The sequence below is a fragment of the Achromobacter ruhlandii genome, assembly GCF_902859695.1.
Classification (GTDB): domain Bacteria; phylum Pseudomonadota; class Gammaproteobacteria; order Burkholderiales; family Burkholderiaceae_B; genus Achromobacter; species Achromobacter ruhlandii.
This window is the reverse complement of the sequence record NZ_CADIJL010000039.1, coordinates 1-18,066: the sequence shown is the minus strand read 5'-3', so window position 1 is coordinate 18,066 and position 18,066 is coordinate 1. Positions and strand designations below refer to the sequence as shown.

The 18,066-nt window shown below is 70.6% G+C and carries 17 protein-coding genes; 14 read left to right on the top strand and 3 right to left on the bottom strand.

Annotated features, from left to right (window positions below):
• Positions 1-2 precede the first annotated feature (2 nt).
• From HV742_RS28035 to ubiT, 7 genes are all read left to right on the top strand, one after another.
• Positions 3-662 (top strand): carbonic anhydrase, encoded by a 660-nt coding sequence (locus HV742_RS28035; RefSeq protein WP_175146928.1) that lies wholly within the window; start codon positions 3-5, stop codon positions 660-662.
• Complete coding sequence (gene mobB / locus HV742_RS28030; protein ID WP_175146927.1) at positions 659-1,183, top strand: molybdopterin-guanine dinucleotide biosynthesis protein B; 525 nt, start codon at positions 659-661, stop codon at positions 1,181-1,183. Before HV742_RS28035 ends, mobB begins: the two co-directional genes overlap by 4 nt.
• A 93-nt stretch (positions 1,184-1,276) precedes the next feature.
• Complete coding sequence (locus tag HV742_RS28025; RefSeq protein ID WP_175146926.1) at positions 1,277-3,214, top strand: type IV pili methyl-accepting chemotaxis transducer N-terminal domain-containing protein; 1,938 nt, start codon at positions 1,277-1,279, stop codon at positions 3,212-3,214.
• Between the two features lie 12 nt (positions 3,215-3,226).
• Positions 3,227-3,898, top strand: a complete 672-nt coding sequence (locus HV742_RS28020; RefSeq protein WP_049074026.1) for a response regulator — start codon at positions 3,227-3,229, stop codon at positions 3,896-3,898.
• Positions 3,899-3,980: 82 nt separating this feature from the next.
• On the top strand, positions 3,981-4,997 hold the full coding sequence (gene ubiU, locus HV742_RS28015; protein ID WP_175146925.1) for a ubiquinone anaerobic biosynthesis protein UbiU: 1,017 nt from the start codon (positions 3,981-3,983) through the stop codon (positions 4,995-4,997).
• Positions 4,988-5,884, top strand: a complete 897-nt coding sequence (locus HV742_RS28010; RefSeq protein WP_421436998.1) for a U32 family peptidase — start codon at positions 4,988-4,990, stop codon at positions 5,882-5,884. Before ubiU ends, HV742_RS28010 begins: the two co-directional genes overlap by 10 nt.
• Complete coding sequence (gene ubiT / locus HV742_RS28005; RefSeq protein WP_063581769.1) at positions 5,881-6,315, top strand: ubiquinone anaerobic biosynthesis accessory factor UbiT; 435 nt, start codon at positions 5,881-5,883, stop codon at positions 6,313-6,315. The genes HV742_RS28010 and ubiT overlap by 4 nt, the downstream gene beginning before the upstream one ends.
• Before the next feature lie 38 nt (positions 6,316-6,353).
• Here the strand turns inward: ubiT and HV742_RS28000 are convergent, their stop codons facing one another.
• Positions 6,354-8,513, bottom strand: coding sequence for an ABC transporter permease subunit (locus tag HV742_RS28000; RefSeq protein ID WP_175146924.1), 2,160 nt, complete (start codon positions 8,511-8,513; stop codon positions 6,354-6,356).
• A 93-nt stretch (positions 8,514-8,606) separates the two neighbouring features.
• Positions 8,607-9,647, bottom strand: coding sequence for an amino acid ABC transporter substrate-binding protein (locus HV742_RS27995; protein WP_063581771.1), 1,041 nt, complete (start codon positions 9,645-9,647; stop codon positions 8,607-8,609).
• 168 nt (positions 9,648-9,815) lie between these two features.
• Here HV742_RS27995 and HV742_RS27990 point away from each other — a divergent pair, with 168 nt between their 5' ends.
• The 3 genes from HV742_RS27990 to HV742_RS27980 are packed head-to-tail and all read left to right on the top strand — an operon-like array spanning position 9,816 to position 13,114.
• Positions 9,816-10,955 carry an aminotransferase class V-fold PLP-dependent enzyme gene (locus tag HV742_RS27990; protein WP_175146923.1) on the top strand — a complete coding sequence of 380 codons (1,140 nt, stop codon included), beginning with the start codon at positions 9,816-9,818 and terminating at the stop codon, positions 10,953-10,955.
• A 39-nt stretch (positions 10,956-10,994) separates the two neighbouring features.
• Positions 10,995-12,290 carry an O-acetylhomoserine aminocarboxypropyltransferase/cysteine synthase family protein gene (locus tag HV742_RS27985; RefSeq protein ID WP_054416933.1) on the top strand — a complete coding sequence of 432 codons (1,296 nt, stop codon included), beginning with the start codon at positions 10,995-10,997 and terminating at the stop codon, positions 12,288-12,290.
• Positions 12,291-12,295: 5 nt separating this feature from the next.
• Positions 12,296-13,114, top strand: a complete 819-nt coding sequence (locus HV742_RS27980; protein WP_254601281.1) for an alpha/beta fold hydrolase — start codon at positions 12,296-12,298, stop codon at positions 13,112-13,114.
• Between the two features lie 92 nt (positions 13,115-13,206).
• On the opposite strand, the gene HV742_RS27975 is transcribed toward HV742_RS27980, so the two are convergent.
• Positions 13,207-14,130: an AraC family transcriptional regulator gene (locus tag HV742_RS27975; protein ID WP_175146922.1), complete on the bottom strand. Its 924-nt coding sequence runs from the start codon at positions 14,128-14,130 to the stop codon at positions 13,207-13,209.
• A 211-nt stretch (positions 14,131-14,341) separates the two neighbouring features.
• Here HV742_RS27975 and HV742_RS27970 point away from each other — a divergent pair, with 211 nt between their 5' ends.
• The 4 genes from HV742_RS27970 to HV742_RS27955 are packed head-to-tail and all read left to right on the top strand — an operon-like array spanning position 14,342 to position 17,997.
• Entirely contained in the window at positions 14,342-14,899 is a 558-nt protein-coding gene (locus HV742_RS27970) for a carboxymuconolactone decarboxylase family protein (RefSeq protein WP_059270307.1), read from the top strand.
• On the top strand, positions 14,896-16,008 hold the full coding sequence (locus tag HV742_RS27965) for an acyl-CoA dehydrogenase family protein (RefSeq protein WP_175146921.1): 1,113 nt from the start codon (positions 14,896-14,898) through the stop codon (positions 16,006-16,008). Before HV742_RS27970 ends, HV742_RS27965 begins: the two co-directional genes overlap by 4 nt.
• Positions 16,005-16,817, top strand: a complete 813-nt coding sequence (locus tag HV742_RS27960) for an ABC transporter ATP-binding protein (RefSeq protein ID WP_175146920.1) — start codon at positions 16,005-16,007, stop codon at positions 16,815-16,817. Before HV742_RS27965 ends, HV742_RS27960 begins: the two co-directional genes overlap by 4 nt.
• Positions 16,807-17,997, top strand: coding sequence for an ABC transporter substrate-binding protein (locus HV742_RS27955; protein WP_049074005.1), 1,191 nt, complete (start codon positions 16,807-16,809; stop codon positions 17,995-17,997). The genes HV742_RS27960 and HV742_RS27955 overlap by 11 nt, the downstream gene beginning before the upstream one ends.
• Positions 17,998-18,066 lie beyond the last annotated feature (69 nt).

Here is an 18,066-nt window from a genome sequence, read left to right as displayed (position 1 = left end):
CCATGCGCGATCTAGAACGGCTGGTGGACGGCTTCCAGCGCTTCCAGCACCAATACTACGAAGCGGCGCCGTCGCTGTACCGCAACCTGCGCGACGGCCAGCACCCCAGCACGCTGCTGGTGGGCTGCTGCGATTCGCGGGTCGATCCGGCCATGCTGCTGGGCTGCGACCCGGGCGACATCTTCACCGTGCGCAACGTCGCCAACCTGGTGCCGCCGCCGGACCGCGACCAGGGCCACCACGGGGTGCTGGCGGCGATCCAGTTCGCGGTCGAGCAGTTGAAGGTCAGCCGCATCATCGTGCTGGGCCATGCCCAGTGCGGCGGCATCCGCGCGCTGATGGAACGGCCGGCGCGCGGCGATGGCGAACCGGACTACCTGAATCGCTGGATGGATATCGCCGAACCGGCGCGCCAGCGGGTACTGAACCAGATGCCGGCGGCGTCCGCGGCCGAGCGTCGGCGGGCCTGCGAGCAGGCGTCGATCCTGATCTCGCTGCGCAACCTGGAGGCGCTGCCTTGCGTGCAGCGGCGCCTGCAGGCCAGTGACCTCACTTTGCACGGCTGGTATTTCGACCTGGTGGCTGGCGCTTTGCTGGCATACTCGGCGCGGGCGGATGCGTTCCTGCCCATTGTCTGTCCTTTGTTCACGGAGTCCGCATGACCCCTGTTTTCGGTATCGCTGGCCGCTCAGGCAGCGGCAAGACCACCCTGATCGAGGCTATGCTGCCGCTGCTGGGCGCGCGCGGCCTGAAGGTCAGCGTCATCAAGCACAGCCATCACGACTTCGAGATGGAGCCGCCCGGCAAGGACAGCGCGCGCTTTCGCCAGGCCGGGGCGCAGGAGGTGATGGTGGCGTCGCCGTTCCGCTACGCCATCGTGCGCGAGCTGCGCGGCGCGCCCGAGCCGTCGCTGGCCGAGCAGGTGGCCCGCTTGGCGCCGGCCGACCTGGTGCTGGTGGAGGGCTTCAAGCAGGTCGCCATTCCCCGCATCGAGGTCTACCGTCTGGCGCTGGGCAAGCCGCCGCTGCATGCCGAGGACGCCAGTTTCCTGGCGATCGTCAGCGATGCCATGCTGGACACGGACTTACCCTGCCTGCCGCTGAACAACCCGGCGGCGGTGGCGGATTTCATCGTCCACGCGGTGGTGCGGGGCTGGGCGAAAGGACTACACTCAACCCGTTAAGCCGCGCGGCGCGCGGCAATCCCGGCCCAAGCCGCGCCGCGCACGGCAATCCCCGACCCGCCCGCACGCCTGTCCTACCGCAAACCTTTGCTGATGACGCCGCCCGATCCCTGCACCGCTGCCCAGGCGCTGCCCTCGCCACGCCACCGGCTGTCCACGCGCATCGTCGCCAGTTCGCTGGTGGCGTTGATCGTGGTGCTGGGCATGATCGGCCTGACGCTGTGGCTGTCGTGGCAACTGGAAGGGGCGGGCGCGGCCATCAACGACACCGGCAGCCTGCGCATGCGCGCCAACCGCGTGGCGGTCGAGCTGATGCGGCCCGAGGCCGGCCGCCAGGCGCGCACCGAGGAACAGGTGCGGCTGATGGACGACACCATTGCCCGCCTGGCGCGCGGCAACCCGGCGCGGCCGCTGTTCATTCCCAACGACCCGCTCATCCGCCGGCACTGGGCGGGCGTGGCCGACTACTGGCGCGACATCATGCGGCCGGCGGCGATGCGCGCCATCGCCCGCGACGACGCGGCCGAGTACTTGCGGACGCTGCCCGATTTCGTCGCCCGCGCCGACGAACTGGTGCGCATGATCGAACAGGACAACGCCGGCAAGACCACCTCGCTGCGCCTGTCGCAGGGCGTGCTGGCGGCCATCGCCAGCGCCGGCACCCTGGCCATGATCTACCTGCTGTACCTGTGGATCATCGCGCCGGTGCTGCGCCTGCGCGACGGCCTGCAGCGCATGGCCGCGCGTGAATTCAGCACCCGCCTGCCGGTCGAGAGCCAGGACGAATTCGGCGTGCTGGCGCGCGGCTTCAACCGCATGGCCGATGAGTTGCAGAGCCTGTATGCGGGGCTGGAGCAGCGCGTGGGCGAAAAGACCGCCCAGCTCGCGGCGCAGAACCGCGACATCGGCGCGCTGTACGACATGGCGGCATTCCTGAACCAGCCCAACGACATCGAGGCGATGTGCCAGGGGTTCCTGCGCCGCGTCATGCTGCAGTTCGACGCCGAGGGCGGCAGCATCCGCGCGCTCGACCCCGACAACGAAAAGCTCAACCTGGTGGTGTCGGTGGGGCTGTCGGAGGAATTGGTCGAGTCCGAACACTGCATGCAGGTCGATGACTGCTATTGCGGCGTGGCCACGCGCCAGGCCGGCGTCATTGTGATTCAGGACTTGCGCCAGGCGCCGGCGCAGGCCGACCTGAACTGCCAGCGCGACGGCTTCGCCAGCGTGGCGGTATTCCGCATCGTCACGCGCGACGAGGTGCAGGGCTCGTATTCGCTGCATTTCCGCGAGCCGCGCAAGCTGACCGCGTCCGAATCGCAGCTGCTGGAAACCCTGGGGCAGCACCTGGGCGTGGCGCTGGACAACCGCCGCCTGGGCGCCCAGGCGCGCCAGCTGGCGGTGGTGCAGGAGCGCGGCCTGGTGGCGCAGGGTCTGCACGACAGCCTGGCGCAAGGCCTGAACTTCCTCAACCTGCAATTGCAGCTGCTGGACGCCGCCGTCAAGCGCGGCGACCAGGACGAGGTCGAGGAAATCCTGCCGCTGCTGCGCACCGGCGTGGACGAAAGCTACAAGGACGTGCGCGAACTGCTGACCAATTTCCGCGACAAGCTGGGCCAGGGCGACCTGAAGACGGCCATCGAGGACACGGTCGAGCGCTTCCGCCGCCAGACCGGCGTGCGCACCGAGCTGGCCTTCAGCCAGGGCGTGGGCGCGCCGCTGGCCCCGGAGCAGCAATTGCAGGTGCTGTTCATCCTGCAGGAAGCGTTGTCCAACGTGCGCAAGCATTCCGAGGCCGACCGGGTAGACGTGGTGGTGCGCAACGACCGCGACTTTAACCTGCTGATCGCCGACAACGGCCAGGGCTACGATCCGGACGAAGTGGCGCGGCGTGGCGAGGCTCACATCGGCCTGCACATCATGCGCGAACGCGCCGCCCGGATGCATGCCTTGATTACAATGAAGTCCCGGCCCGGCGGCGGCACGCGCATCGCGTTGACCCTGCCCGACGCCGAACGCCAGGCCGCCTGACCCTTCAAGACCATGCCCATCCGTATCCTGCTCGTCGACGACCACACCCTGTTCCGCTCGGGGATGCGCCTGCTGTTGCAGCGCCAGCCCGATTTCGAGGTCGTGGCCGAGGCCGGCGACGGCGTCGAGGGCCTCAAGCGCGCCAAGGAGCTCAAGCCCGACGTGGTGCTGCTGGACCTGAACATGCCGGGCCTGTCGGGGCTGGAGACGCTGCAACTGCTGACGCAGGACCTGCCGTCCTGTGCGGTGATCATCCTGACGGTCTCGGAAGAGGCCGACGAACTCGGCCAGGCGCTGCGCGACGGCGCGCGCGGCTACCTGCTCAAGAACATCGACGCCGAGGCGCTCACCACCGCCATCCGCCGCGCCGCCGGCGGCGAGCCGGTCATCGCCGAAAGCATGACGGCCAAGCTGGTCGAGCAGTTCCGAGGCCAGGCCAGCCTGGCCGCGCAGGCGCCGGCGGGGCAGGCCGAGCGCCATCGCCTGACGGCGCGCGAACGCCAGATCGTGCAATGCCTGGCGCGCGGCGCCAGCAACAAGGTCATCGCGCGCGAACTCGACGTCAGCGAAAGCACGGTCAAGATCCATGTGCAGAACGTGCTGAAGAAGCTCAACCTGACCAGCCGCGTGCAGGTCGCGGTCTACGCCGTCGAACACGGGCTGCACGGCGACGATCCGGTCTGACGGCGCCGCGCCGGCTCGCGCTGGCCGCGCGGTTTGATCTGCGACAAGGCCACGGGCCGCGCCGGCCCCTAGACTGGCCTGCATGCAAATCCGAACCACTCCCCTGGAACTGGTGGCCCCGGCCGGCAGCCTGGCCGCGCTGAAGGCGGCGGTCGAGGCCGGCGCAGACACGGTCTACCTGGGCCTGAAGAACGCCACCAACGCCCGCAACTTCGCCGGGCTCAATTTCACCGAAAGCGACATCCGCGCCGGCGTCGAGCTGGCGCACAGCCGCCAGCGCAAGGTGCTGTTCGCCATCAACACCTTCGTGCAGGCGGGCCGCGGCCAGGAATGGCGCGAGGCGGTCGACGCCGCGCATGGGCTGGGCGCGGACGCGGTCATCATGGCCGACGCCGGCCTGCTGGCCTACGCCCGCGACCGCTATCCCGACCTGCGCCTGCACCTGTCGGTGCAGGGGTCGGCCACCCACACCGACGCCATCGAACTGATGAAGGAACAGTTCGGCATCCAGCGGGTGGTGCTGCCGCGCGTGCTGACGCTGGCCGAGATCGCCCGCATCTGCGCCAACGTCAGCGTCGAGGTCGAGGTGTTCGGCTTCGGCAGCCTGTGCGTCATGGCCGAAGGGCGCTGCCTGCTGTCGTCGTACGCCACCGGCGCCTCGCCCAACAACAAGGGCGTCTGTTCGCCCGCCGGCGCGGTGCGCTGGGTCGAGCAGGACGGCCGTCTGGACGCGCGCCTGAACGGCATCCTGATCGACCGCTACGGCCCGGGCGAGGCCGCGGCCTATCCGACGCTGTGCAAGGGTCGCTTCGAGGTCGAGGGCCACGCCGACCACGCGCTGGAGGAACCCACCAGCCTGAACGCCATCGGCCTGTTGCCCAGACTGGCCGAGATGGGCGTGGCGGCGATCAAGATAGAAGGGCGCCAGCGCAGCCCGGCCTACGTCACGCAGGTGGTGTCGACGCTGCGCGCCGCGCTCGACAGCGCCCACGGCGACCCCAATCGCTATTCCCCCCGTCCCGAATGGAACGCCATGCTGGCGCGCCATGCCGAGGGTTCCCAAGTCACGCAAGGCGCATTCGAACGTCCATGGAAATGAATCCCAAGGTTTTCCGCATCTCGGTCGGCCCGTTGCTGTACTACTGGCCGCGCCAGCGCACGCTGGCGTTCTACGCTGAACTGGCCGACAGTCCGGCCGATATCCTCTACGTCGGCGAAACCGTCTGTAGCCGGCGCCACGAATTGCGCGCCGACGACTGGCTCGACCTGGCGCGCGACCTCGCCGCGACCGGCAAGGAAGTGGTGTTGTCCGGCCGCACCCTGATCGAGACCGGCGCCGAGGCCTCGGCCCTGCGGCGCCTGTGCGAGCAGCGGGATTTCATGGTCGAGGCCGGCGAGGCCGGCGCCATGCGCCACCTGGGCGGCCGGCCGTTCGTGGCCGGTCCGCACATGAACGCCTACCACGGCGGCACGCTGGAATGGCTGGCCGCGCGCGGCGCGACCCGCTTCGTCGCGCCGCTGGAAATGCACGTCAATGCGCTGGCGCGGCTGCTGGCCGAGCGGCCGGCCGGGTTGCAGGCCGAGATCATGGTGTGGGGCCGCATGGCGCTGGCGTTCTCGGCGCGCTGTTTCACCGCGCGCCACTTCCGGCTGAAAAAGGACGAGTGCGGCTTCCGCTGCATCGAGCATCCCGATGGCCTGGACATGCGCACGCGTGAATCGCGCGAGTTCCTGGCGATCAATGGCATCCAGGTGCAGTCGGCCGCCTGTCTCGACCTGCTGGACCAGGCCGCATACCTGGCCGACATGGGCGCCGACGTGCTGCGCGTCAGCCCGCAGTCGGCCGGCACGCTCGAAGCCATCGCGGCGCTGGACGCCGCGCGTGGCGGCCGCGCGCCGGAAGCGGTGCAGCCGCCGGCCGGCATCGGCCGTTGCAATGGCTATTTCTATGGCAAGTCGGGGATCGCCTGGCAGGAGGGGCTATGAGCGACAGCCGATTCGCCGTGCCGGGCCTGGTCGCGCGCCTGGGGCGGCGGCTGCCCGCGCCGCTGGTGTCGCTGCACTTCGTCGCCGGGCTGGAGTTGGCGCGGCGCCTGAACTGGCTCAGCCCGCCGCCGGAACTGGAGGGCCGCAGCTTCGCCATCACCATCGAGGACCTGGGCCTGTGCAGCCGCTTCACCGTGCGCGGCGGCGTCTTTCGACCAATGTGGAACCGCGAGGCCTGCGAGCTGGCGCTGGGCGCGGGCGTGGCGGAACTGCTGGCGCTGATGCGCGGCGAGACTGACGCGGACACCTTGTTCTTCCAGCGGCGGCTGCGCATTTCCGGCGATACCGAGCTGGGGTTGATCGTCAAGAACTGGCTGGACGCGGCGCCGCGTCCGGCCTGGCTGCGGCGGCTGGGCGCAGGCGTCCACTAGGCGTGGCCGCGAAGGCGGCACGCGCGCGGGCGCGGGTCTCAGGACGCCGCCGGTCCTTCCATGCGCCGCGCCACCCGCGACAGCGCCAGGCTGGCGCCGAAGTACAGCAGCGCCACCGCCAGGTAGACCTCGACATGGTAGGGTCGCCAGTCGGTGCCCGCCACCACCGCCTTGGCCGCGCCCAGCACGTCGAATACGCCGATGATGCTGACCAGCGAGGTGTCCTTAACCGCGCCGACGAACACGCCCAGCGCGGCCGGCGCCGCGATGCGGCGGGCCTGCGGCCAGATCACCGTCCAGTAGGCCACTGCCGGGCGCATGCCGAGCGCGCGCGCCGCCATCATCTGGCCCGGCGGAATCGCCTGCAGCGCGCCGCGCAGCACCTCGGCCAGCAGGCAGGCGGTATGCAGCGTCAGCGCGGCCAGCGCCATGCCGAACTTGGACACGCCGCCGCCCAGCAGCAGCGGCAGCACGAAGGATGCGAACAGCAATTGCGTCACCAGCGGCACGCCGCGCACGGCCTCGATCAGCGCGGCGGCGGCGAGCGACCCGCCCGGGCTGCCGCCGCGCCGTAGCAGAGCCAGGCCGAAGGCCAGCGGCAACGCGGCCAGCAACGCCGCGATCGCCAGGATCAACGTCACCAGCAGGCCGCCCCAGCGCAGCGGGCCGATGGCGCTGCCGCCCCACGGCCAGCCGCCCAGCGCGGCCGCCGTGACGGCGACCATCAGCGCGATCCACGCCAGGCGCGGGCGGGCCGCGAGCCGACCCACCCCCAGCGCGACCGCCACGCCGGCGAGCAGGGCGGCGCAGGCGACCAGCGCCTGCGCGCGGTCGGCCGGCGCCATGGCGCCGAACAGCAGCAACGGCAGGTTCTCGCCCACGGCGGCCCAGCAGGCGCCCGCGGCGGCGGCGCAGGTGGCCGGGCTGCCGCTCCAGACGGCGCGCAGCAGCGCCCAATCGAGCAACGCCCAGCCGGTGGCGGCCAGCAGCAAGACTGTCAGCGCCGCGCCCAGCCAGCCACTGATGCCGCGTCCCTCGCGCGCCAGCAGGCGCAACGCGGGCCGCTCGCCCAGGCGGGCGCCGTGGCTGTCGCCGGGGCCGTGGCGGGCGTGGCGCGCGTTCCAGGCCGACAGCGCGCCGCCCAGCGCCAGGGCCAGGCCCAGGTAGACGGCCACGGCCAGCGTGATGCCTTCCAGCGCCAGCCCGGTCTGGGTGATGGCGGTGTTGATCACGGCCATCAGCTCCTGGTAGCCGATGGCGATGGCCAGGGTGCTGTTCTTGACCAGCGCCAGGCACTGGTTGGCGTAGGGGGGCAGGGCCACGCGCGCGGCATAGGGCGCGACAACGTGGCGCAGCACGCCCCAGGGCGTCAGCGCCATGGCCTGGCCGGCTTCCACCAGGCCGACCGGCACCGCCCGCACGGCGGCGCGCACGATGTCGGCGATGTAGGCGGCATGGAACACCACCAGGCCGATCACCAGGGCGGCGAATTCGATGCTGGGCTGCCAGCCGCCTTGCAGGCCCAGGCCGCGCTTGACGGGCAGATCGATGGTGACGCCGGGCAACAACGCCCAGGCCAGCGCCGTCGCCGCCAGCGCGGCCCAGGGCGCGGCGCGGCCGAGGCGGTGACGCAGGCGCCAGCCGAGCAGCACGGCGCCCGCCGCCGCCAGCGTGTACGGCAGCCAGCCATGCAGCGCCGGCAATGCCAGCCCGCGGTTCGACAGCAGCACGGACGGCAGCGGCGTCCACGCCTGGCGCGCGTCCGGCAGGCGCAGCAAGAGGCCATACCAGACGAACAATTGCAGCAGTACCGGGGTGTTGCGCAATGGCGCGATGACGAGCGCGGCAGTGCGCGATGCCAGCGGCTGCGACGACAGCCGCAGCAGGCCCAGGCCGACGCCCAGCAGGGTGGCGAGCGGAACCGCCACCAGCGCGACCGTCAGCGTGTTCGCCAGCCCGGCGGCGATCGACATCCAGTAGGGATCGTCGGGCGTCACCGGCAGCAGGCTTTCCGAAATGCGGAAGCCCGCCGGCTGGAACAGGAAGCCGAAGCCGCCGCGGATGCCGCGCGCCGCCTGCGTGGCCTCGATGTGCAGCAGCAGTAACGCCGCCAGGGCGGCAAGCCCCAGGGTCCAGGCGGCGGCTGGCCACCAGCGCCGCAGCGCGGCGTTCCAGGGCGAGGGGTGAAGGGCAATCATGTCTGTCCTGGCCTGCGCCGGAAGGCCCGGCGGCTTCTCAAAAGCGCGCAGGCGAGCCGTCGGCCCGCCTGGCGGCAGCGCGTGCGTGAAGGCTTATTGGAACGGCGGCGAATACAGCAGGCCGCCCTGGTTCCATTGCCGGTTCAGGCCGCGATCGAGCTTGAGCGGCGTGGCCGCGCCCAGGTTGCGGTCCCACACTTCGCCATAGTTGCCGACGGCCTTGATTACGTTGCGGGCCCAGCCTTCGTCCAGCCCGAAGCTCTTGCCGATGCCGGGGTCCAGACCCAATAGGCGGCGCACCTGGGCGTCGCTGCTTTGCGCCTGGCTGTCGACGTTCCGGGAGGTGATGCCCAGTTCCTCGGCGGCCACCAGCGCGTTGACGGTCCAGCGCACGATGGCGGTCCAGTTGGGATCGTCCTGGCGCACGAAGGGGCCGAGCGGCGACTTGTTGATGCGTTCGGGCAGGATGACGAAGTCGTCCGGATTGGCGGCGCGCGCGGCGCGGCTGGCGGCCAGCGTCGAGGCATCCGACAGGTAGACGTCGCAGCGGCCGGCGTAGAAGGCCTGTTCCAGCTCGACCAGGTTCTCGATCACCACCGGCCGATAGTTGAGCTTGTGCTTCTTGAAGTAATCGACCAGGTTCTGTTCGTTGACGGTGCCGGGCTGCACGCAGACCTGCGCGCCGTCCAGTTCGGTGGCGCTTTTCACGCCCAGCTTCTTCGGCACCAGGAAGCCCTGGCCGTCGTAGAACACGATGCCGGCCGAGACGATGCCCAGGCCCGCGTCGCGGCTGGAGGTGATGGTGGTGTTGCGGTTGAGCACGTCGATCTCGCCGCCTTGTAGCGCGGGGAAGCGTTGCTGCGAGCTGAGCGGCACGAAGCGCGTTTTTTCCGGGTCGCCCAGCACCGCCGCGGCCAGCGCGCGGCACAGGTCGGCGTCCAGGCCGGTCCAGCGGCCCTGCTTGTCGGCGATCGACAGGCCGGCCGAGCCCTGGCTCACGCCGCACACCAGTTCGCCGCGCTTCTTGATGGCGTCGACCGTGGCGCCCGCCGTGGCGGCGTTGGCCGTGGACATCGTCATATGCGCCAGCGCCGCCGCCACCCCGGCGGTCTTGAGTAAAGAGATCAACCGCATGCCGTTCCCGTATTCGAAGTATGCAAAAAGGCATGAATTCTAGGGCTGCGCATCGCCATTGTGAGCGACTGTATCGTCATATGGTTATGAGAACTTAGCCTTATCCAAATTCGCGTCATATACCTAGAATCCGTCCATACCAAGTTGCAGGATTGAAGAAGGTTGCGCATGAGCTGGCAGGACGGCTTCCGGGAATGGTTTCCCATCACTCGCGACAAGGCCTACGCCAACATCGCCTACACCAGCCCGCTCGCGCCCAAGGTGGCCGAGGGCGTGGCCGCCTTCTTCGACGGCATCACCCATGCCCGCAGCGACAAGCCGCAATGGCTGCGCGATGCCGGCGCGCTGCGCGCAAGGCTGGCGCGGCTGATCGGCGGCGACGCGCGCCGGCTGGCCTTCACCAAGAACACCACCGAGGGCCTGAATACCGTGGCGCAGGGCCTGTCCTGGCGGGAGGGCGACAACCTGGTGGTCGACGACCAGGAACATCCCACCAATGCCTTGCCCTGGCTCAACCTGCGCCGTCGCGGCGTGCAGGTGCGGGTGCCGCCGTCGCGCGCGCACCGCTATACGGTCGATGACCTGTGGCAGCACGTCGACGCGCGCACGCGGCTGATCGCGGTGTCGTGGGTGCAGTACGGCACGGGCCTGCGCACCGACATCGCCGAACTGGGCCGGCGCTGCGCCGAGCGCGGCATCTGGCTGGTGGTCGATGGCATCCAGGGCGCGGGCCTGCTGCGCGCCGAGGTCGACGCCTGGGGCGTGGACGCGTTCGCCAGCGGCGCCCACAAGGGCTTCCTGGGACCGCTGGGCGTGGGCCTGCTGCACGTGTCGCCGCGGCTGCTCGACGCGCTCGATCCGCTGTACGTCGGCCCGTCGGAAGTCACCACGCTCGACAAGGCCGGCCTGCAATGGCGCGTGGGCGTGTCCGACGCGGGCGACGCCCGCCGCCTGGAGACCGGCAACCTGAACTATCCCGGCATCGCCGGCTGGGCCGCGGCGCTGGACCTGATCGAGTGGGCGCGGCCCGAGCGCATCGAACCCTGGGTGCTGGAACTGTCCACGGCTTTGGCCGACGGCCTGCGCGCCCAGGGCCTGCAGGTGGTATCGCCGGCTGACGCGGCGCTGCGCAGCACCACCACCGCCGTGCGCGTGCCCGATCCGGCCGCGGCGCTGGCGCACCTGGCCCGCGAGGGCGTGGTGGCCAGCATTGTGGAGTATGGTTACCTGCGCCTGTCCGTGGGCGCCTATAACAATCACGGGGACATCGACCGCATCCTGCGCGCCGCGCGCGGGTTCGCCGCCTGATCCCATCACCGATAACGCATTTTCGAGGAGCACTACATCATGACCGAAGCGAAGAAGCCCGACTGGCGGCTGGAAACCATCGCCGTGCACGGCGGCTACAAGCCGGACCCGACCACGCGCGCCGTGGCCGTGCCGATCTACCAGACCGTGGCCTACGCCTTTGACGACACCCAGCATGGCGCCGACCTGTTCGACCTGAAGGTGGCGGGCAACATCTACACCCGCATCATGAACCCGACCACCGACGTGCTGGAGCAGCGCGTCGCGGCCCTGGAAGGCGGCATCGCCGCGCTGGCCCTGGCCTCGGGCCAGGCCGCCGTGACCTACGCGATCCTGACCATCGCCGAGGCGGGCGACAACATCGTCTCGTCCAGCACGCTGTACGGCGGCACCTACAACCTGTTCGCCCACACGCTGCCGCAGTACGGCATCACCACGCGCTTCGCCAACCCCAGCGACCTGGCGGCCTTCGAGGCGCAGATCGATGAGCGCACCAAGGCCATCTTCGCCGAATCGGTCGGCAACCCGCTGGGCAACATCACCGACATCGCCGCGCTGGCCGAGCTGGCCCACCGCCACGGCCTGCCGCTGATCGTCGACAACACCGTGCCGTCGCCGTACCTGCTGCGTCCGATCGAGCACGGCGCCGACATCGTGGTGCAGTCGCTGACCAAGTACCTGGGCGGCCACGGCACCAGCCTGGGCGGCGCCATCATCGACTCGGGCAAGTTCCCCTGGGCCGAGCACAAGGCCCGCTTCAAGCGCCTGAACGAACCCGATGTCAGCTACCACGGCGTGGTCTACACCGAAGCCTTCGGCCCGGCCGCCTACATCGGCCGCGCCCGCGTGGTGCCGCTGCGCAACACCGGCGCGGCGATCTCGCCGTTCAATGCGTTCCAGATCCTGCAGGGCATCGAGACGCTGGCGCTGCGCGTGGACCGCATCGTCGAGAACGCGGTCAAGGTGGCCGGCTATCTGCGCGAGCATCCCAAGGTCGAGTGGGTCAACTACGCCGGCCTGCCGGATCACCCGGATCACGCCCTGGTGCGCAAGTACCTGGGCGGCAAGGCGCCGGGCCTGTTCACGTTCGGCGTGAAGGGCGGCCGCGAAGCCGGCGCGCGCTTCCAGGACGCGCTGCAGTTGTTCACGCGGCTGGTCAACATCGGCGACGCCAAGTCGCTGGCCACGCACCCGGCGTCCACCACCCACCGCCAGCTCAATCCCGAAGAGCTGCAGAAGGCGGGCGTGCGCGAGGAAACCGTGCGCCTGTCGATCGGCATCGAGCACATCGACGATCTGCTGGCCGACCTGGACCAGGCGCTGGCAAAGGTGTGAGCGGCATGAGCATGATTTCCCGCAGGACCCTGTTGCAACTGGCCGCCGGGCTGCCCGCCCTGGCGGCGGCCCCGGTCATCGCGGCCAAGCCGGCCGCCGGCCGCGCCAAGACCTACGTGCTGGCGCACGGCTCCTGGCATGGCGGCTGGTGCTGGCGGCCGGTGGCCGACCGGTTGCAGGCCGCCGGCCATCGCGTCTACGCGCCCAGCTTCACCGGCATGGGCGACCGCGCCCACCTGCTGCACAAGGGCATCACCATCGACACCTTCGTCGAGGACCTGGTCCAGGTGATCCAGAGCGAAGAACTGAACGACGTGATCCTGGTGGGCCACAGCTTCGGCGGCATTCCGATCTCGGGCGTGGCCGACCGCATTCCGGAGCGGCTGGCGCACCTGGTGTACTTCGATTCCATCGTGCTGCAAAGCGGCCAGGATGCGTTCTCGGTGTACCCCAAGGCCGACGCCGACGCGCGCATCGCGGCCGCCTCCAAGGCCACCAACGGCCTGGCCGTGCCGATTCCCGACCCGCTGCCGGCGGCCTGGGGCTTCAAGCCGGGCAGCGCCGACGAGGCCTGGGTCAAGCGCCGGCTGACGCCGCACCCGCTGGCCAGCTACACCACGCCGCTGACGCTCAAGCATCCCATCGGCAACGGCCGGCCGCGCACCTACATCCATTGCACCCAGCCCGAGCTGCCGGTGCTGGAGCAGTCGCGCCAGCTGGTGAAGTCGCAGCCGGGATGGAACTGGGTCGACATCGCCGCCCCGCACGAAGCCCACATCACGCACCCGCAGGTGCTGGCCGACCTGCTGCTGGGCCTGTCCTGACGCGCGGGCAAGTGGGGGCCACGGCGCGCCCGATAGCGACTGTGTAGGGTTCGCCGCGCGTCCGCGGGCCGCGGCCGGGACCGGCGTTCAGTTCAGGCGCCGCCGCGACGCCAGGCCGAGGGCGCCACGCCCTCGGTGCGCTGGAACACGCGGCTGAAGGCCGCCTGCGAGCGATAGCCGACCCGTTCGGCGGCGTCCGCGATGGCCACGCCCTGCGCCAGCAGGCGCCGCGCCACGCGCATGCGCAGCAGTTGAAGCAGTTGCGCCGGCGTGGTGCCGCTTTGCAGCGTGAAGCGGCGGTGGAAGGTGGCCTTGGACATGTGCACGTGGCGCGCCATGTCGTCCATGCTCCAGGGATCCGCCGGCCGCGCCAGGATCGCCTGCAGCAGACTCGCCATGGCCGGGTCGCGCGCCAGCACGAACAGGCCGTGGGCCTGGCGGTCGTGGATCGCCAGGTGGCGCAGCATGAAGAACACCAGCATGTCGGTGAGCCGTTCCAGCACCACGGTCGAGGCGCCGCCTTCACGCAGGGTTTCGCCCAGGATCAGGTCGAACACGCCACGCGCGCTGGCGTAGCGGGCATCGTCGGCGCGCAGCACCAGCAGGTCGGGCAGCGTATCGGCCAGCAGATCCGCCAGGCCCGGGCGGAATTGGAAGAAGCCGCAGGCCAGGCCGGTGCCGTCGGGCTGGCGCGGCAGCAGCGGCTGCATCTCGCGGCACGCGGGCGCCGCCGCGTCGGCCGCGTCCAGCGGCGTCAGCGTGTGCGGCAGGTCGCGCAGGAAAAACACGCCGTCGCCCGCCGCCAGGGTCAGCGGCGCCTGGCCCGTCCCCAGGTCGACGCGGCAGCGGCCGTGCAGGATCAGGTGGAAGCTGGCGCGGGCCCGGCCGCTGGTGCTGGCCGACCAATTGCCGCAGTACTGGCCCAGGTGATACAAGCTGGACTGGACCTCCAGGCTCGACAACAGCAGGGCGTCGACGGCGGCTTGATCGGCGTTCGGGGCGGGCGAGGGCGGCATGGCGAAGTCGGCAAGGCGTGGGGCGGCCGCTCTGGTATGGCGGCATGACCGGATCAGTTTGGCGCGATCATACGCGGGGCGCCTGGCTGGTTATAAGCGCATAGCTGAAAGTCGATAAGATCGAGCATCAGCTTGCGATCCGCGTGCATTGTCGCGCGGGGCGGGGCGCCCGCACAATCGAGTTTTCGTTGATCCCATTCCGGAGACCTTCATGGCCCGTTTGCCCGTCCATACCGCGCAGAGCGCGCCCGAACCCACCCGCGCCGCCCTGGCCGCCGCCGAGCAAGGCGCCGGCTACCTGTCCAACCTGCTGGGCGTGCTGGCCAATGCGCCGGTGGCGCTGGAGGCCTACCAGACGCTGTCGCAGATCAACGCCCGCGCCGGGCTGACGCTGCAGGAGCGCGAGGTGGTCCAACTGGTGGCCGGCACCCGCCATGGCTGCACCTTCTGCGTCGCCGGCCACACGGCGCTGGCGCGCAACAAGGCCAAGCTGTCGCCCGAGGTGGTCGACGCGCTGCGTGCCCAGGGCACGCTGCCGGACGAACGCCTGCAGGCGCTGGCCGCCTTCACCGAAGCCGTGATCCGCACCCGTGGCCGCGTCAGCGACGCCGAACTGCAGGCGCTGCGCGCGGCCGGCTACAGCGACGGCAACGCGCTGGAAGTGATCGTCGGCGTGGGACTGGCGACGATCTGCAATTTCGGCAACAACCTGGCGCAGACGCCGCTGAACGAACAGCTCGGCGCCTACGCCTGGAGCGGCGCGCAATGACGGCGCGGCAGCCGGATCAGCGACTGTCGCCCGGACTGACCGCCTGGCTCGACACCCACGCCGGCGCGCTGGATGATGGCAGCCACGACGCCGCCGAGGTCCTGCCGCAATTGGCCGCGGCGGGTGTATTCCGCCTGGGCGTGCCAGCCGCGCAGGGCGGCGCGCCGGGCACCGACATCGGCGACGCCATCGAGGCCGTGTCGCAGGTGGCCGAGCATTCCGTGGCCGCGGCCTTCGTGGCCTGGGGTCAGCGGGTTTTCATCGAGTACCTGCTGCGCAGCCCCAATGCCGCCTTGTCGCAGGCCTGGCTGGCGCCCTTGCTGGCGGGCGAGGTGGCCGGCGCCACCGCGCTGTCGAACGCCATGAAGTTCCTCAGCGGCATCGAGTCGCTGCAGATCGAGGCGCGTCAGGAGGGCGCGCACTGGGTGCTGGATGGCCGCATGCCGTGGGTCACCAACCTGCGCAAGCAGGGCTTCCTGGTGGCGGCGGCCGTCTCGGCCCCCGACGGCACGCCGGCCGTGGTGGCCTTGCCGCATGACATCGCGGGCCTGACGCGCAGCGCTGACCTGGATCTGTTGGCGCTGCAGTCCAGCAACACCGCGGCGCTGGAGGTGCGCGGCGTGCGCATCGATCCGCAATGGCTGATCCATCCCGATGCGCGCCAGTACCTGCCGCGGGCGCGGCCGGCCTTTGCCGGGCTGCAATGCGGCCTGTCCATCGGCCTGGCGCGGCGCGCCTTGCGCGCCGCCGGCGAGGCGGGTCAGGGCCAGGCGTCGCGCGGCATCCTCGGCGAACCCTTGCAGGCGCTGGCGCGCCAGCTCGACGAGGCGACCGCGCGCCTGGTCGACGGTGTGCGCAGCGAACGTTTCGTGGCCGAACCCTGGCTACTGTTCGAAAGCCGCATCGCGCTGGCCGAGATCGCCAGCCAGGCGGTGCAGCTGGAATTGCAGGCCAGCGGCGGCGCGGCCTACCTGAAACCGGCCGGCGACGGCTTTGCGCGCCGCTGGCGCGAGGCGGCCTTCCTGCCCATCGTCACCCCCAGCTTGGTGCAGCTCAAGACCGAGCTGGCCAGGCGCCGCGCGCGGCTGGCCGCCGAGGGCTCCGCATGAGCGCGCCGCCGCGCCCCGTGTTGCAGGCCCGTGGCCTGGCGCTGCGCTACGCCGGCGCGCCGCAAGAGGTGTTCCGGGACGTTGACCTGGCGCTGGACCGCGGCGAGGTGGTGGCGGTGCTGGGCGCCAGCGGCGCCGGCAAGTCCAGCCTGCTGCGGGTGCTGGCGGGGTTGCAGCCGGCCAGCGCCGGCACGCTGCTGATGGAAGGCGCGCCATTGACCGGCGTGCATCCGCGCGTGGCGGTGGCATTCCAGGATCCGAGCCTGCTGCCGTGGTTGTCGCTGGAACGCAATGTCGCGTTCGGCCTGGACTTCGCGCACCAGCCCTCGCTGGACGCGGCCGAGCGACGCCTGCGCATCGACCAGGCGATCGACGAAGTCGGCCTGTCGCACGCGCGGCACCTGCGGCCGGCGCAGTTGTCCGGCGGGATGGCGCAGCGCACCGCGCTGGCGCGTTGCCTGGCGCGGCAGCCGGCGGTGCTGCTGCTGGACGAGCCGTTCGGCGCGCTCGATGAAGTCACGCGCGGCGAGATGCAGGCGCTGCTGCGCAAGGTGGTGGCCGACTTCCATACCGCCGCCGTCCTCATCACCCACGATATCGACGAAGCGCTGCTGCTGGCCGACCGCATCGTGCTGCTGGGCGGCGCGCCCGGCGGCATCCTGGGCGTGTGGGCGGTGGACCTGCCGCAGCCGCGCGCCGACCTGTTGCCTGAAATGGGCGCGTTGCGCCTGGAAATCCTGACCCGCCTGCGCGATGCGCTGCGGGTCGCTCGCGGCCAAGCGGCCAAGGAGTCTATCGATGTGCCTTGAACACATGTCGCGTCGCGACTGGTTGAAACTGTCGGCCCTGCTGACGGTGGGCGGCGCCGCGCCGCTGCTGTCGGCCTTCAACGCGCGGGCGCAGAGCGAGCCGGACGCGCCGGTGCGCATCGGCTATCTGCCGATCACCGACGCGGCGCCATTGCTGGTGGCGCACAACAACGGCTTGTTCGACAAGGCCGGCGTCAAGGCCGAGAAGCCGACGCTGCTGCGCAGTTGGGCCCAGGTGATCGAGGCATTCATTTCAGGACAGGTCAACGTGGTGCACCTGCTGTCGCCCATGACGGTGTGGGCGCGCTTCGGCAGCCAGGTGCCCGCCAAGGTGGTGGCCTGGAACCACGTGGGCGGCTCGGGCCTGACGGTGGCGCCGGCCATCAACGACGTCAAGGAACTGGGCGGCAAGACCGTGGCGATCCCGTTCTGGTATTCGATCCACAACGTGATGCTGCAGTACCTGCTGCGCGAGAACGGCCTGGCGCCGGTGTCGCGCAAGGACGGCGCGCCGGCCGCCAACGAGGTCAACCTGGTGGTGATGGCGCCGGCCGACATGCCGCCGGCGCTGGCGCAGAACCGCATTGCCGGCTACATCGTGGCAGAGCCTTTCAACGCCGTGGCCGAAACGCTGGGCGTGGGCAAGGTGCTGCGCTTTACCGGCGACATCTGGCGCAACCACGCCTGCTGCGTGGTGTTCATGCACGAGCGCGACCTGCAGCAGCGGCCCGAGTGGTCGCAGAAGGTGGTCGACGCCATCGTCCAGGCGCAGCTGTGGATCCGCGATAACCGCGAAGAGACCGCCAGGCTGCTGTCCAAGGAAGGCATCAACCGCTATACCCCGCACGGCCTGCCGGCCTTGAGCAAGGTGCTGGCGCCGCCGCCGTCCGACCGCGAGCAATACCTGGCCAGCGGCGCGATCCGCCATGCCGACTGGGACGAACGCCGCATCGACTTCCAGCCGTATCCGTTCCCCAGCTACACCGAGGAACTGGTGCGGCGCCTGCGCGATACGCTGATCGAGGCCGACCGCGGCTTCCTGGCCAACCTGGACCCGGCGCGCGCGGCCGCCGAACTGGTCGACGACCGCTACGTCAAGCGCGCCATAGAGGCCGCCGGCGGGTTGGGGCGCTTCGGCTTTCCCGATTCGTACAGCCGGGCCGAGATGGTGCGGGCGTGACGGCGCGCGAGTCGCTTGCCGCGGGCGCCCGCCAGCCCGCCAGCGTGGCCGCGCCGTCCCCGCCACGCG